The organism is Chryseobacterium sp. WG23, from assembly GCF_024586575.1.
In the GTDB taxonomy this organism is placed as follows: Bacteria; Bacteroidota; Bacteroidia; order Flavobacteriales; family Weeksellaceae; genus Chryseobacterium.
On the sequence record NZ_JALCZE010000011.1, the window covers coordinates 67,180 to 83,228 of the forward strand.

Consider the following 16,049-nt stretch of genomic DNA (forward strand, 5'->3'; position numbering starts at 1 on the left):
ATTTTATTGAATCAGGCGTTGTCGAACTTGAAATAAGTTTCGGCTAAAGCCTTGATATTTTTGTTATGTATAACGTCTCTATTGATATTTTATATTTATTTAAGGACAGTGGCACTCATCAATCCGATGACGACATCGTTGCTTACTGCTGTTAATTGTATTGATTTTAATTCTTTATTCGGATCAATCGGCAAATCAAGAATAGTTGCAGCACCACCTTCTACAGCACGGTCTGTGAATCCTTTGATGCCCGAATATTGGGCTAAACTTCCTCCTTTGTATAATTCTCCGGTCTTCAATTTTACCCGGTACGGAATTTTATCATCCGGAATTTCAAAAGCGAAATTATCATCCAGTAAATCCTGCTCAATAGGCCACCAGTTTACCGGATTTTTTAATTCTAAATCTGTGTGTGAACCGTCAGCATATTGAACGGTAATTGTTCCGTTGGTAATCTGTGACTGCATCGGATTGGTAGAACCCGCCATCAGAAAATAGATTTTTTTCCCTTTTCCTTTCAACGGAATTTCAACTGACTCCGGAAAATTATCCCATTGACTCGTAAAGACAATATTTTTATCTGTATTATCAATTAAAAAAGGAATTCCGAGAAAATCAACTTTACCGTTTTTTCTGTTATTCATCAATCCACTGTCGTCAATCTGAGCAGTGATCAACGGATAACACCAATTTCCAATTCCCTGCCACGGAAGCTGTAGAGTAGGGACGCTGAGCCTTGGTGAAAGATATTTTTGATTAAAAATTTGGGTTACTTTTTCGTTATATTTTGAGGTTAATGAAATGGGATTAAATTCACCTTGAGTTTCAATTTCCCAATCTGTGATTTCAATATTTTGTTTGATTCCGTTATATTCAAGAGCAACAGAATTAGTTCCTTTGCTTAAAGAACTTGTTGGAATCTCAATAAATTTCATTTCATCTTTTTTAACAGAAAAATTATCAACAAAACCATTAATAATCAATTTTCCATTAATCGGGTTTGATGATTTCGATTGAATCTGAAATTTTTTATTCACCCATTTAATTTGTAAAGGATATTGAATATCAACATTTATAGGTTGCCACCATTTCGTTCCGTTTTGTTCCAGCTGAACGAAAAAAGTTCCTTTTCTTTCTTCTTTAGATAATTCAAACTTGTTGTTAACCACCCCGACCTTCGGCCACCCCTCCAGAGGAGGGGAATTTTTAATCAGTTCTTGTGGATCATAGATTTGGGTGATTTTCTTTTTTGGATCTAAATTCAATTGAAGATTTTCAGAAATATAATTTATATAATCGGTCTTTTCAGCTGTTAACTCTTCCCCTGAATAGGTGATTTCAATGGTAAATTCTTTCCCTTTTTCTGTTTCCAGTTTTACAAAAGGCTGTAGAATAGAGTTAGGCTGTATTGCCCATTTCACTTTTTTACCGTTTACAGTTACTGATTTTATCTGAGAATGGTTTACCGGAATTAACAAATCAAGTGAAACAGGATTTGTAAATTTTGATTTAAACCAATAATTCGTTTTTTTAGAATTTCTTTTAAATTTAAATTCCCAATCCGGAAGTTTAAGTTCTGCAAAATTCCAGTCTTTAGGAAACCCTGGCTTTATATTAATTTTATTTTCTAATAATTTAGGATAAACTCCGAAAAGTCCTTCTGTCAGAGTTCTTGCAGCAACTCCAATTGGATCTGCAAAATCTCTGTACAATTCGCCACGAAAAGCATCATAATGTGATAACTGTTCGAAATTCCCCGGACTGATTCCGTAATACATACTTTCGGCAAGGTTCCCTTTCCAAAGCCGGAAGGCATCTTCGTTTCTCCCTGATTGCCAATAGGCTAAAGCTGTTTGTAAATTCTCTGCCAACGCTACATTGTTGATCGACCAATCATAAGGCTGCCAGTTGGTGGTGGAAAGTGTATAATAATTTTTGGTATTTTCACCTTGTACTGTTATGGGAATCTTCGGAATATGACTGTTGATGTATTGTGTGTTTTGATAATTTTCAAATTCATTTAAAATATAAGCGTCCGAAACATGATAAATTGACCAGATTCCTGGCTTGTCATGAAGAATTTGATTACCCAAAGCATCTTTAAATTCAGCGAAATAACCGTTCTTTTTGATCCAAAGCTGGTTTTTCATAGCATTTAAAATAGATTCAGCTTCTTTTTCGTAAGGAGTAGAATCTTCACCAATCAATTTCGCCAGTTTCTCCATTTCACGGTTGGCTCTGTAATTATAGGCGGAAGTATGTGTCACCTTTCCACCTGAATATTGTAAAGCATCACTTGCCCAAATTGCGGCATAGGCATCATAAAGGTCGCCCCGTTTGAAGTTTCGTTTTTCCCAGTCCATGTGACGAACCATTGTTGGCCACATTTTCTTCAGAAATTCTTTATCTCCGGTGTAATTGAAATGCGAAAACATCTGGTCAAAAAACACCAGATTCATATCATAATGATGTGGTTTTGAATTGTCATTTGGGTTTCTTGAAATATATCCGCTGGAAAACACCGAAGTTCCCATTTTCTCTTTATGTCTTGCCAAATGCAACAGTGTATCCATTTCAACGGGCGCAGAATCCGGCTTCAAAACCTGAGAATTTGCATAGCTTTCAAAATGTTCTTTTGCGCGGTCGTGCCAACTGAGAACATCAGCTGCATAAGCTCCTCGCCAAGCATTTAATCTCATCCTCCAGGCAACAGCACCGTGCATAAAGGTCGGGCTTTCCCAGATTCCGTCTGCGGCAACCGCCAATGTTGCTCCGAAATTATTCAAATCTGCATCTGGAGTTTTTAGCTGAATTCTATTGATTAAATTTAATCGGGATTGTTCGGCTTCTTTAAAAATAGTTGCAAGTTGGTCGTCTGAAAAATTTTTATCTGATTTACCTTTTTTAATTTGAATGTAAACAGGATTTTTCTGTGCAGAATAAGTTGCATAAATTATTGGAGATTGCTCTGCTTTATTTTGTGTAAAATCAGACAGTTTTTCCAATGTTTTCGCATCTGTCAATTGTAATAAACTGGCGTTTGAAAAACTTCCGTTGATAAGCTGATTTTCTTTTTTTTTGTTTAAATAAGTAAGCTCAAACTGGTTTTTATTGATTTGAAACTGATTGCCTTCACAATATTCAGGAAGCAGATAAAATCCTGATTCCGGATCGGCACCGATGTCTCCATTTCTGCTGAATGTCGTTCCGCTTGCACCGCCATAAACGGCATAAATTTTTGATGAAGGATCAACATTTTCCATTTCCATTTTTAAAACCAAACCTTCTTCTTTTGATTGAGCTAAAACGGTTAATTTTAAGCTTCCATTTCCAAGAATCGGATCTTTAATGGTATAAAGCATCGATCCGGGACGATAACGGGTTTCAATTGTATTAGCTTGAATTAATTTTTTAATTGAATTTCCTTTCTGAATTACAAACTGAAGATTTCCTCCCATACCCGGAAGATATAATGCAAATTCCGGTAAATCTCCGGCTTCCACCCGCGAAGCACGATTGTCTCCATACAAAGCACGGTTGAATCTGTATTTTCCGTTGACCAACAAAAAATCGCCTTTGTCTTCTTTATAATGCAGTTCTCTTTCGTTTCCTTGCCAATGTTTAGACTGGGAAAAAGAATAGGATGATAAAACAATCAGTCCGGCTAAAATGGTTTTTTTTCGCATTTTATTTTAATTCAGTTAAAGGCTTTCCGTTTACGGTTACGTTTTTCAGCGTTACATTTTTTAAGAAATCAACTTTATAAGGAATTTCAACTCCATTCATTTTTGTGTTAATCATCGTGAAATCCGTTACCGGAGAAGTTTCGTAAGCATCAGAAAGAACGGCATATTTTCCGCCTTTTTCTACGGTTAAGTTTTCTACCCAAATATTTCTGATGATCGGAATATAATTTCCAGGTTTTTCGTAATGCATATTGAAGCGTACCGCAGCTTCTTTATAAGCGCCGACTTTTGTGTTGTAGAAAAATACATTTTCAATGATTCCGCCACGGCTTGAGCTTGTTTTAATCCTTAAAGCTCTGTCAAGATTCTTACTGTCCATCACATTTCCAATGGCGTAAATATTTTTCGCTCCGCCTGCGATTTCACTTCCGATTACCACACCGCCGTGTCCGTCTTTCATTTTACAGTTTTCGATGATGTGGTTCTCTGCCGGTCTTCCGATATCTCTTCCGTCTTCATCTCTTCCGGATTTGATAGCGATACAGTCATCTCCCGTATCAAAATATGAATCTTTAATCCACACATTTTTACATGCTTCGGGATCGAAACCATCATTATTAGGACCGTGGCTGATTACTTTTACTCTTTCAATCAAAACATTTTCACACAGCACAGGATTCAAATTCCACATGGGAGAATTTTTAACCAAAACATCCGCCATATAGAAATTTTTACTTTTATAAGGCTGAACGAAATTGGGTCTTAAATAATATCCGTCTCCAAAAATTCTTTCTCGGGCAGGTTTTCTCTGAGCCATATACTCGTGAAGTTTTGCGCGGGCAGGATTTTGTCTTCCCGGACGGGATTCGTTATATCCATATTTTGTTGCACCGCACCAAAACCACCAATGGTCGTTATCAGAATTCCCATCTAATGTTCCTTTTCCTGTTACGGCAATATTTTCTTCTTCGTAAGCGTAGATTAAAGATGAATAATTCATACACTCCATGCCTTCCCATCTTGTGAAAACGATAGGGTAGTCATTGCTGTCCTGGCTGAATAAAATAGTAGATCCGTCGCTTAAATGAAGATTAACATTGCTTTTTAAATAAATAGCACCGGTTAAAAATATTCCGTTTGGAACGACAACTCTTCCGCCGCCTTCTGCATTACACTTTTCAATGGCTTTTCTAAATGCTTCCGTATTTTTTGTTTTTCCATCACCAATGGCTCCAAAATCTGTAATAAGATAATCCTTATTTCTGAAATTTGGCTTTACCATTTGTTTTTTAAGTGCCTCAATTTCCTTTAAAGGCTGTTCTGAGGAAGTCCACGGTTTGTATTGCGCCGAAGCGGGAATTGATATAATGAATGCGAAAAGTATTAAAGCATATTTTTTCATAATGTTAGAGAAATATTAATTTAAGAAAGCGCATCAATAGTAAGAATCTCTTTCTTTATCGCAATCTAAAATAATTATGGTTAAAAATTATCCTGCACTGTCGGTGTTAAATTTTTTAATTGATTCCGGGAATATTTTATAATAGAAGGTGACATCATATTTCTAATTGAAAAAAGAGTTTGAAAGGTTTTTGTGTGCCATTATGAGAGAAGCCTTAAAGACGGGAATAGTGTTGTAGTGATGACAAAAGATAATAACCACGACAAATCCCTTGAGCTATTGCACCAGCTTCTTCCTGATCAGTTTGAACGAATCCATAAATCCTATTTAGTTAACTTCCTGCAGGTGGATAAGGTGCTTGTCAATATAGGTACCCGTTACAGTGTACTGCTTAAAACGGGTGAAGTATTGCCTGTAGGCTGCTCCAAGTATAAAGAACTCAAGAATAAGATGATCTGATTTTTGATAGAGTAAGTGGTTTATTTGTACTTTTTTGTATTTTAGCAGACGCCCGGGAAACGGATGATTTTCACTGATCAATGAATGAGTATAAGATATTTTTCAGGATAAAAAAAACTAAAAAATAACCCAAAGATTGTATCAAACCATGGAAAAAGAAATATCAGAGTTAACTGATCAGGAACTATTAGAAAAAATAAAAAAGAAAAAGTCTAACGATATTACTAATGCGGTCATCCTAGATTTCTGATTGGTATTGCCGCCTATAGCACTGTAAAGCATGGGTTGGGACTTTTTACTTTTCTTCCTTTACTTTTTGCTGTTTTTGCAGCCAACAAATGGAGGAAAGATAAAAAAGCATTAGAAGAAGAATTTAAATCAAGAAATCTGACCAAGTAATAATTTTAATATCCAAACATTACCATTAAAAAATAATCCTATGCATATAAAACCATTCACCCTCATTTTAACTCTACTTTTTCAATTCATGAGCTTAACTGCATTTTCACAGAAAGCTGAAGGCTTACATTCTTTATTGGATAAAAATTCTGAATTTATTTTCCCGCAAACCACCGACAAAGTTTCTAAAGCACTTCACGCAGAAACGGTTTTCTATGGAGATGCCAATGATGAAAAATATGCCAAGTGGCTTACTAAGTCAGGATTGGAACTATATTGCAGCCTCGGACAAAATGATGTAATCAACGAAATGTTTTTTGATATTCCGGATGATAAAGTGATCATTGTAGAAGGCCTGCCTTTTGGTCTTGCTATGAACAAAACGACATTACAGGAAAGCAAAATCAAATTCAGTAAATATGATGCTAAGGTTCAAAAGCTTGGAGAAGACAGCTCATTTTCAGGCGGCTCAAAGCTGATTTTCAAAAAAGGGAAATACTATGCAACATTGTTTTTTGACGATAAGAATCTTCTGAAATTTATAGGTCTTACCACAGAACTTGTTGATCCTGCTGCCGGTTAACAGGTATTCCTGTTTCAAAATAATCTCAGTTTTTCAGGTAGATAAAAGCAAAACCTTCAGATTAATTCTGAAGGTTCTTTTGCTTCTCACTATTAAATTCAGTGGTGCTGTTCCTGTTAATATAACTTTTCATAGAATAGTTCAAGGCTAATGTTGCCATCATTTATTACGGAATTATCATTCATATGAAATCTTATACCAAGATGATCAAAGTCTACAAATTCATTGTTTTTAAAGGTGTGGAAAATTTTGCTTCCGGCTGCTAATCCTATATTAGAAATAACATCACTGTTTGTATTCATTCCGTCACCAAAAGTTAATATTCCAGATGATCCTGTAGAAGAAGTAATTGTTTTATTGACCTGGATGGTAAGGCCAAGCAATTTTGTATCTTTTCCAATATATGCTCCTTCTGATTGTAAATAAAACCAGGTTTCAGTTCCGCTAAGGTTTCCTGTTATATTTGCTGATTTTCTGGTATAGGATGAAATTCTGCCATACTGATTAATGGTATTGGATGCGATTTTTGGAAATAAAGACTCATCTGTTATCTGGAGTACTTTATTATACCGCCAGTCACTGTCTCCATCAATTCCTTTACCTAACGATGCTTTATAAACTGAATCTAATATTAAAAAAGCACACCTTGAACTGGTACCATAGATGTCAGCATTTCCAGATTTATTCAAGGATGCCGGATTGCTTACTCTTATTGCTTCTTGTTCGCCGATTCCATTATTCTCAAGCATTAATAACTCTCCGATACCCGGATGAAGCCCTTGGTTATTCTCTCCTGAATGAGGGGCAATAAAATTAATATTATAAACATACGATCCTACCCAGAAACCACTTCTATTGGCAGCTTCTGCTCCACATGATATAAACGTTAAAGTATGGGCTCTTGACTGATCGCCACCTTCAATGACATAGCCATTATCATTTGACCCATCACAGGCACAGGAGATAAAAGCAGAATATACTGTCCCTTTGATGTGCCATCTTCCTCCTCCTACATAGCAGCTTCTGAAATTAAGAGAAGTATTGGTTTGCCCTGTATATATTCCTGTTCCGCCATTTTGTACAGTGGTTACTCTTGATATATCCCCCTGAAAAGCACATAATACCCCTGTATCTCTACCTAATTTTAAGCAATTCCCCCCTAAAACTGTATTTCTAAATTTCAGATTTTTTATTTCAAAATCATATCCTTTAAATATTTCCAATAAGTAATCTGTTGAACCTGTATCTTTTTTGTAGACAAAATTTATGTTTTTTAAAGTCAGATCTCTAAATCCATTAATAACAAGACCAATCTTATTAGAATCTGTAAACTCTATGTATCCATAATTAAAATTGGCACCCTGTAAAGAATATGGAGATTGAACACCCTCGATGGTAATTCCCACTAAATCGGAAACTTCTACTTTTCTATTAAAGGATAAAGGTTTTGAAAACCTAATGGTTCCCCCTTTGAAAGTTTTAAGATAATCTATAGCTTTTTCAAACTTTGCAGCATCATCTTTATCATTAAAATTGTCATATACATCATCCATTTCGTCCAAAAATATAGTGTTATTGACTGCAAATGATGTTTTTACATAGGTATTCTGATCAAATATTTTATAGATATTATCATCAATAGGAAAATTATAGACAGAATTGTCGAATAGTCTGTAATTAACGTTTTCACCTGTTTTTTTATCAATTCGTTTTATGATATCCGAAGCTACAGATGATTGACTGTCATTATATAAGCTTTCACATGGAGTACACGTATTATTTAAAGAGTTATCCTGAATACTCTCTGAAGCCGGTACTGTTTTGTCCTGGTTTTGAAGATTGCTGTTGTTCATTTTTATTTCTTTATAGTAAAGGTAGATCAGCAACACGACAAAAGGAGTCGTATTAAAATATTATTTTTTTAACAGTTACAATGAGTAAGTATAGTCTTAACTCCTGGCATGCTTTATTATACTTAATAACATTTTTATGAGAGTAGAGGCTTCTTTTTATTAAAGAGAGCAAAGAGGTTTTCAAATTACGGATTACGTTATTTGATTCCTTCTTTACTCCCTTATAATATTAAATTAATTTCTTCTTTGAAGTACACTCTCTCCTAGTTACGCAAAAATTGTCCTATTCCCACAGAATCGAAAGTAAAAACAGACTTGTTTTCAGACTTATCTATTTTACTGCTGATGGTTAATGCCCACAAAACTAATTCTTTACAGAAGTTTTGATCTTCTATGTTTAGTTCTGAAGCATTTTCTTCAATAAGGGTTACTAATGGCTTTATACTGTTTAGTTTAGCATAGAATTCTTCATCCGTATCATTGTAGTTGAGCTCAAGATGATTTTTATTGAACCATCTGATAAGATCTGTGTATGGTGTTTTTATATCTTCTTTTTCCAGTTTAGGGATCCGTGGGAATATACTTTCAAACTGTCTCATCACCGCTTTGTCAATTAATATTTTTGCTACATAATCTGCTCCTTCCTGCTCACCTTCATATACCAGTTCAATTTTCCCAGTGATGGATGGAATAATAGACATAAAATCGAGTAACCGAACTGTAGTTTTCTCAGCATCTGATTCAATCAGGCGTAATTTTGCTGCAGCCATCAGATTCTCCATAGCACTGATGGTCAGACGCGCACTTACTCCGCTTTTGGCATCCACATATTCACTGTCACGGGCTGCAAAAGCAACTTCCTCCAAAAGATCTTTTGCCAAACTGCTGATTTGTATCTGCGACTGATCCTCAGGAGAAATCATGGCTTCCTGCTCTGTGATCTGTCTGGCCAGTGCGATTGTTTTGGGATAATGGGTGAAAATTTGTGATCCTATTCTGTCTTTAAGCGGCGTAACAATACTACCACGGTTCGTATAATCCTCCGGATTCGCCGTAAAGACAAATTGAATATCAAGTGGCATTCTCAATTGAAATCCACGGATCTGAACATCTCCTTCCTGTAAAATATTAAATAAGGAAACCTGAATTCTTGCCTGTAAATCAGGAAGCTCATTAAGGACAAATATGGAACGGTTTGCGCGGGGAATCATTCCGTAATGCAAAACTCTTTCATCAGAATAGGGTAGTTTTAAAGTAGCTGCTTTAATGGGATCTATATCACCGATTAAATCGGCAACATTCACATCGGGAGTCGCCAGTTTTTCGAAAAAACGGTTAGAGCGGTGTACCCACGAAATAGGAGTTTCATCACCTAATTCTGCAATAAGGTCCCTGGCGAATTTTGAGATAGGATGGTAGGGGCTGTCATTGATCTCAGATCCTTTTACAATCGGCATATATTCGTCAAGAAGGCTCACCATGCTTCTTGCAATTCTTGTTTTTGCCTGTCCGCGGAGCCCCAGCAGATTAATATGATGACCGGCAAGAATAGCTTTTTTCAGCTGGGGAATCACAGTGTCTTCATAGCCCCAAAGACCTTCAAATACAGGTTCTTTAGCTTTAATTTTTGCAATCAGGTTAGCCTGAATTTCTTCATTAATCGTTTTATCAGTATATCCTGATTTTTTTAATTCTTTAAATGTGATATCGTTTTTCATTTTTTTAGTAATACTATTTATCGGATGAGAATAGAATGCTTTTATCAGTTGGTTTTGATAGTTGGTATTAACCTCTGCCGTCTGATTATATTCTCTTTATTCTGTTTTTTTCGTAATCTTCAAAAATCATTTGTCCTAAACCTGAAAGGCCTGTAAGAAACGCTTTTCCCTTGTTTTGAGCTGTAAATGCTTCTACAAATTGACGGAGATATGGATCCTGGGCAATCATAAAGGTGGTAATAGGAATTTTCAGTTTTCGGGCTTGTGCCGCTTTATTGAGACATTGGGAAACAATCTTTTCATCCAGGCCATAGCTGTTCATATAAAATTCGCCGCTGGGTAGCTGAATGCAGCTTGGTTTCCCGTCAGTGATCATAAAAATCTGTTTATTGGTATTTCTTTTTCTCCTAAGAATATCCATGGCCAGTTCCAGTCCGGCAACCGTATTGGTATGATAAGGACCAACCTTTAGATAGGGAAGGTCTTTGATCTTTATCGGCCAGGCTTCATTTCCAAAAACAATAATATCTATAGAGTCTTTAGGATATTTGCGCTTTATTAATTCTACCAATGCCATGGCTACTTTTTTGGCTGGCGTAATGCGGTCTTCACCATATAAAACCATGGAGTGGCTGATGTCGATCATCAGTACGGTACTCATTTGTGCTTTATGTTTGGTTTCCTCTACGATGAGGTCATCTTCCGTTAAGCGGAGGTCTGAAATTCCATTATTGATCTGGGCATTTTTCAGACTTTCCGTTAAATTCAATGTAGCAAGGTCATCTCCGTATTGAAAAGAACGGTTTTCACCATCACGTTCATCTCCGGTTCCTGCTTTGGTGGTACGGTGATTTCCGGTTCCGTTTTTTTTCAGTTTCCCAAAGATTTGGTCCAGGGCATATTCACGCAATGCCGATTCCAGTTTCGGAGTCAGTATATTTTTTCCTTTGCCTTGTCCTGAATTACCCTCTTCAGGATCTTCTTCTTTGATGTATCCTCGCTTTTTTAAGTCTTCTTCAAAATCCTGAAGAGAATATTCATCGCTAAAAATATCATATTCTTTATCAAGCATGTCGAGCCATTCAAAGGCTTCCTCAATATCGCCGGAAGTGTGGGTAAGTAAATCTTTGAAAACATCAAAGACCCGGTCAAAATGTGATAATTCTTCCGGAACATGTTTACTGAACGTAAAACCTCTCTGAGAATTAAAATCTTTATTTGTCATAAATGATGAAGCTGTATTGGATTGCGAATATCTGAGATAGCAATTGAAATGCAGAATCGTTACACAGCTTAGTAACGTTTTTTACTTCATTCGAAATGATCTCCGGTATTCTATATTTTTTATTTCTTAAACGTACAAGTTAGGAAATTATCATATCAAGATTCCTGATGAAAGATAGAAAATACTAATGATTACGATATGAAAACAGAATATAATAGGGTTAAAGTAGGTGGACTTATGACATTCAATAAAAACTATTTTTATTTATTCGTGAAACTTTAGACCGTCAAGAGCTTTATCTACCTTTCTACGATCACCATACACAATAATACCTACTAAATCCAAAGTTTCTGCGGGATGTTTTGCAATTTCTGCAACATTTTCTTCGCCTGAGCGGGTATCAAAAAGCTGACGGGTATAAATTCCGATCGCTAATTCACGGTCTCTGGAACGGCGGAAAGCTCTATGCAGTTTTTCATCAGTGTCTGCTTTATAGATGAGAGTGGGATGCTTGATGAATGGCAAAAATTTTTCATTGTCTGCAGTGATGAACTCCTGACCATGGGTCTCCGGAAATTCAATAGCAATACTTCCTGCCAGAAAAGAAACAACGTTAAGTTTTTGCCAGGCTAATAAATCGTCCTTAATGACGATGGCTACTTTTTTGTCGTACATTATTGATCTTTTAAATTTAATTCCATTTGAATGTTGCATCGTTGGTAGGGAGTAGAGCGTCCTGTTATTTTCTGGAATCCCAATTTATAGTAGAGGCTGATGGCAGGTTTCAATAGCGTGTTGCTTTCAAGGTAGAGTTTTGAAGCCCCGGATTCTCTGGCAGCATTGATCATTGCACACCCTAGTAACCAACCCATATTTTTTCCCTGTGCTTTTGGTGAAACGGCCATTTTTGCCAGTTCAAAATCATAATCAGGATCATCCATTTTTATGAGAGCACATACGCCCAGCGGTTCATTATGGTATAAGGCTACCATTATTTTTCCGCCTTTATGTAAAATATATTCCTCCGGATTGTCTAATGCTCTATAATCGGCTTCTTCCATGTTGAAGTAGCTGGAAATCCATTCTTCATTGAGCGCTTTAAAAACCGTCTGATACTTGGGTTCATACTCTACAATCTGCACCTCTTTACTTTCGCGGATTTTCTTTTGTTCCTGTACTCTTTTTAATAACGACTTTTGGGCTAGCAGAAATTCCCATTCAGCAAGTGCGTCCCATAGATTGTGGGTTGCTTCACTGATTATTCCGTCAATAGCCTCATCAATATCAGCACACTGAATTTTTATCTTTGATGAAAGTTCGATCCCTTTTTCTGTAAGTCCCACTACATTTCTCCGTTTGTCCTGAGAGGTAAGATTATCCTGTACCAATCCTGCTGCAGCCATTTCCTTTATTATTTTTGTGACGGAAGGCTGTGAATGTCCTATTTCCCCTGCAATCTCAGTAATGGTTCTGGAACCGTCCTCTGATAAAACAAAAAACACAGGGAACCATTTGGGGGAGAAATCAACGTCATACAATTCATAGATTTTTGCAGCCTCCTCTGTCATGTTTGATGCCATAAACCGCAGCCGGCTGCCCAAAGCGATTTTTCCGGTCTTTTCAAATAAATTCATAATATAATTGATTATATAACTGGTTATGCAAATGTAATATATTATTCTAAATCTAAGGCTTATTCTTTTAAAAAAATATTTGATACCAATATAAAATAATGATAAATAATATGTTATGTGTTGAATAAAAATAAAAAATAATCACCACACGGTATTTTGGTGGTCTCTGTATGTTGTCTTTAGTCTCTAATCTCTAATCTCTCATCTTCATCTATGCATGGCGTCTTCTATCTGATTTCTGGTATCTTTTACAAGAAATATGTACACCAAAAATTAAATTCCTAATGTTTTATCTGGTATTAATATTATGATAAGCCAAAAATTACTTTACCTTTGTCAATTGAATGATATACAGCGATTACTAGGTTTTTTAACACAGATTTACTACGTGAAAATAAAACTATAAACTTAAGATAATGGCGAAAATTAATTTAGCGGATAAACACATATGAAATATAAATTCTTAAATTTTAAGTTGAGGAAAATTGTTCATTACTCATTAATCCTTTGTATCTTGTTGATACAGGTGATTATAGCTATATTTTTTTATAATGAATTTGTCAATGAAAAGAAATTGAATTTCATTAAAAGTCAGCTTGAAGAAAGCAGGGCATTGGGAGGATTAACGGATAATTCAAGGAAAGATTTCATGGATGCACAGGATCACCTTCAGAAATATATGGTCAGCCAGGATGATAAAGACCTGCAGCTTTATTTTCAGTCTCTTCGAAAGCTTAAAGGGAATTTTGATAAAATAGGGGAATATGAAAAAACAAGCCCGAGGCTGAAAAACAATATTGAACTGCGTAAAAAAGATACTCTTAAAGTTAACAAGCTGAAAACACTGATTGATTCTGCATATCAGTCTTCTCTGAACTCACCTGCGAAAACCCAGGATAAAGAATATGAACCGGAAAAGTATAAGAATGATTTTGAAGATTTCAATATACAGACCCGAACGTATGCCGATACCGTTAAAAAGAAGGGATTCATGGGCCGTTTGAAAGATGCCATAACAGGTAAGGTGAATGTTCAGAAAGAAAGTACGGTGGTTACCCTAACCAATAATAAAACGATAGATATTTCTCAGGTAAAATCTAAAATGAATAATGCGATGAAGTCTATGGACAAGCATTACTCTGATGAAATAAAAAAAGTACAGTTAAAAGCAGCTAAAACCCAAAGAGATAATCTGCAGTTTTATGGCAATTTCAGTAAATTATTGGTATACAGTAATGGATTGATAGAAGTGTATGAGAATGCTATTAAAGATTTTAAGTCTGAATTAGAAAGAGAGTATAACGAACAAAGCTCAAATAACAATAAAATCAGAACTTATCTGGTGCTTGGATTAATGATCTTAATGTTCATTGTATCTATTCTGATCATGTATTTTACAAGGGTTGCATTTATCTATGAAAGAAAGCTTAATGCAGCGAATGAGGAAATTAAGAATAACCTTAATTTTAAAAACAGGATATTAGGAATGTTGAGCCATGACCTGAGATCCCCGTTGAAAATTATCAATATTTTTATCGATAAGATTCACAGAACGACGAAAGATGACACCATAAAAGACTACCTTCAGTCTATCAAGTTTACTAACAGCACACTGCTCCTGCAATCTAACCAGATTCTGGAATACACAAAAAATCAGGATGCTGAGAAAAAAATGGTCAATACGGTCTTTAATCTCAAAAATGAGCTCAATTCTATTGCAAAAGTGATTACTCCGTATATAGAAACCAGGAACAATAAGTTTGTAGTCACAGACAGGATTCCTGAAGATATAATAGTATATGCTGATAATATAAAAATTAACCAGGTATTTATGAATATTCTGGGGAATGCCAATAAATTCACAGAAAACGGACAGATTGATCTCAGTATAATTACTGAACCTATAGATAAAAATACAATATCCCTGATTACAATAGTAGCAGATACGGGAGTTGGAATCTCAGAATCAGATGTTAAGAAAATTTTTGAACCTTACTATCAGGGGATTATTTCTGATGAAATTGACAATCTTGGGGCAGGGCTGGGATTAAGTTTATGTAAAGAAATTGTGGAACTTTTTGATGGTGAAATATCTGCCACAAGCAAATTACATAAAGGAACAAAAATAACATTCAGGATCAATTTAAACATTAATAATAATGGAGTTACCAATTGAAAATAAAGAAACGACCTTCCTTTTGGCTGATGACCACAGTATTGTAAGGCAGGGAATAGAAATTATCATCAGTGATATGATTCCGGATGCTAAAATTTATCATGCTTCCTCATTACAGAAAGTTATGGAACTTGTCAAATCAGAGGAAATAGAAATAGCAATTATGGATGCACATTTTCCCGACGGAAACAGTCTGCACATTTTGTCTGAAATGAAAACGGCGAATCCTGATCTTAAAATCCTGATCTTTTCCGGTCTTGAAGAAGACCTGCATGCACTTAAGTTTATTAAAGCCGGCGCCAATGGATATCTCAGTAAGCTAAGCGAAGAGGACGAAGTAAGTGAAGCTATCTTACACTTCATACAGAAAGGCGAATACTTTTCTGCTATTTCCCGTAACCTTTTGGTACAGCTTGTTTCTAATCCGGATTTGCTCAATCCTCTTGCCCGGTTAACGAAGAGAGAATTGCAGATTGCCGAAATGTATGCGGAAGGGCTGGGAAATCTGGAAATTTCAAACCAGTTGGATATCAGGCAGAATACAGTGAGTACCATTAAGAAAAATATATTTGAGAAATTAAAAATTGAAAATATTGTTGAGCTGATTGATCTTATCAAAACGCATCACAAATTATAGGATTTCTAAAAGCATTATTCCGGACAGAATATTTATCGATAAATATCGATGCTTCTTTAGACGTGTATCGATGGGAAATGTGAGGAAGTTTATTCATTAATGTTGTTACTTTGCAGTATAGAATTCAGGGAATGAAAAAGTAAAATCTTTTAAACTTTGAATTTTTACACAAATGAGAAAAAAATATAACTATACCAATAATAAACTATAGTTATATAAAAACCCAAGTGATGAAATTAAATAAGCGTATGAATATCCTCAAACCTGCTTCTTGAAA

Annotated in this window: 11 protein-coding genes; 4 read left to right on the forward strand and 7 right to left on the reverse strand. The window is 35.5% G+C overall.

Features of this window, described 5'->3' with window-relative positions; all coding sequences use genetic code 11:
• Window positions 1-95: 95 nt before the first annotated feature.
• Complete coding sequence (locus tag MP477_RS17010; RefSeq protein WP_257191312.1) at window positions 96-3,686, reverse strand: DUF4450 domain-containing protein; 3,591 nt, start codon at window positions 3,684-3,686, stop codon at window positions 96-98.
• A 1-nt stretch (window position 3,687) separates the two neighbouring features.
• Window positions 3,688-5,088, reverse strand: coding sequence for a glycoside hydrolase family 28 protein (locus tag MP477_RS17015; protein WP_257191313.1), 1,401 nt, complete (start codon window positions 5,086-5,088; stop codon window positions 3,688-3,690).
• A 192-nt stretch (window positions 5,089-5,280) separates the two neighbouring features.
• On the opposite strand from MP477_RS17015, the gene MP477_RS17020 reads away from it, so the two are divergent.
• Window positions 5,281-5,547 carry a LytTR family DNA-binding domain-containing protein gene (locus MP477_RS17020; protein ID WP_257191314.1) on the forward strand — a complete coding sequence of 89 codons (267 nt, stop codon included), beginning with the start codon at window positions 5,281-5,283 and terminating at the stop codon, window positions 5,545-5,547.
• 487 nt (window positions 5,548-6,034) lie between these two features.
• Window positions 6,035-6,529, forward strand: coding sequence for a hypothetical protein (locus MP477_RS17025; protein ID WP_257191315.1), 495 nt, complete (start codon window positions 6,035-6,037; stop codon window positions 6,527-6,529).
• Window positions 6,530-6,645: 116 nt separating this feature from the next.
• Here the strand turns inward: MP477_RS17025 and MP477_RS17030 are convergent, their stop codons facing one another.
• The 5 genes from MP477_RS17030 to MP477_RS17050 all read right to left on the reverse strand — a co-directional run bounded on the left by MP477_RS17030 (window position 6,646) and on the right by MP477_RS17050 (window position 12,959).
• Entirely contained in the window at window positions 6,646-8,382 is a 1,737-nt protein-coding gene (locus MP477_RS17030; RefSeq protein WP_257191316.1) for a hypothetical protein, read from the reverse strand.
• A 263-nt stretch (window positions 8,383-8,645) separates the two neighbouring features.
• Window positions 8,646-10,100, reverse strand: coding sequence for a sigma 54-interacting transcriptional regulator (locus tag MP477_RS17035; RefSeq protein ID WP_257191317.1), 1,455 nt, complete (start codon window positions 10,098-10,100; stop codon window positions 8,646-8,648).
• Between the two features lie 85 nt (window positions 10,101-10,185).
• Window positions 10,186-11,325 (reverse strand): VWA domain-containing protein, encoded by a 1,140-nt coding sequence (locus MP477_RS17040; protein ID WP_230038381.1) that lies wholly within the window; start codon window positions 11,323-11,325, stop codon window positions 10,186-10,188.
• Between the two features lie 264 nt (window positions 11,326-11,589).
• Window positions 11,590-12,000, reverse strand: coding sequence for a DUF2000 domain-containing protein (locus MP477_RS17045; RefSeq protein ID WP_230038383.1), 411 nt, complete (start codon window positions 11,998-12,000; stop codon window positions 11,590-11,592).
• Window positions 12,000-12,959 (reverse strand): helix-turn-helix domain-containing GNAT family N-acetyltransferase, encoded by a 960-nt coding sequence (locus MP477_RS17050; protein ID WP_257191318.1) that lies wholly within the window; start codon window positions 12,957-12,959, stop codon window positions 12,000-12,002. The genes MP477_RS17045 and MP477_RS17050 overlap by 1 nt, the downstream gene beginning before the upstream one ends.
• Window positions 12,960-13,533: 574 nt before the next feature.
• Between MP477_RS17050 and MP477_RS17055 the strand changes: the two genes are divergently transcribed.
• Both MP477_RS17055 and MP477_RS17060 read left to right on the forward strand, forming a co-directional pair.
• A complete protein-coding gene (locus MP477_RS17055) occupies window positions 13,534-15,135 on the forward strand; it encodes a HAMP domain-containing sensor histidine kinase (protein WP_257191319.1) in 1,602 nt (533 codons plus the stop codon).
• Window positions 15,119-15,772, forward strand: a complete 654-nt coding sequence (locus MP477_RS17060; RefSeq protein WP_230038388.1) for a response regulator transcription factor — start codon at window positions 15,119-15,121, stop codon at window positions 15,770-15,772. Before MP477_RS17055 ends, MP477_RS17060 begins: the two co-directional genes overlap by 17 nt.
• Window positions 15,773-16,049: the final 277 nt, after the last annotated feature.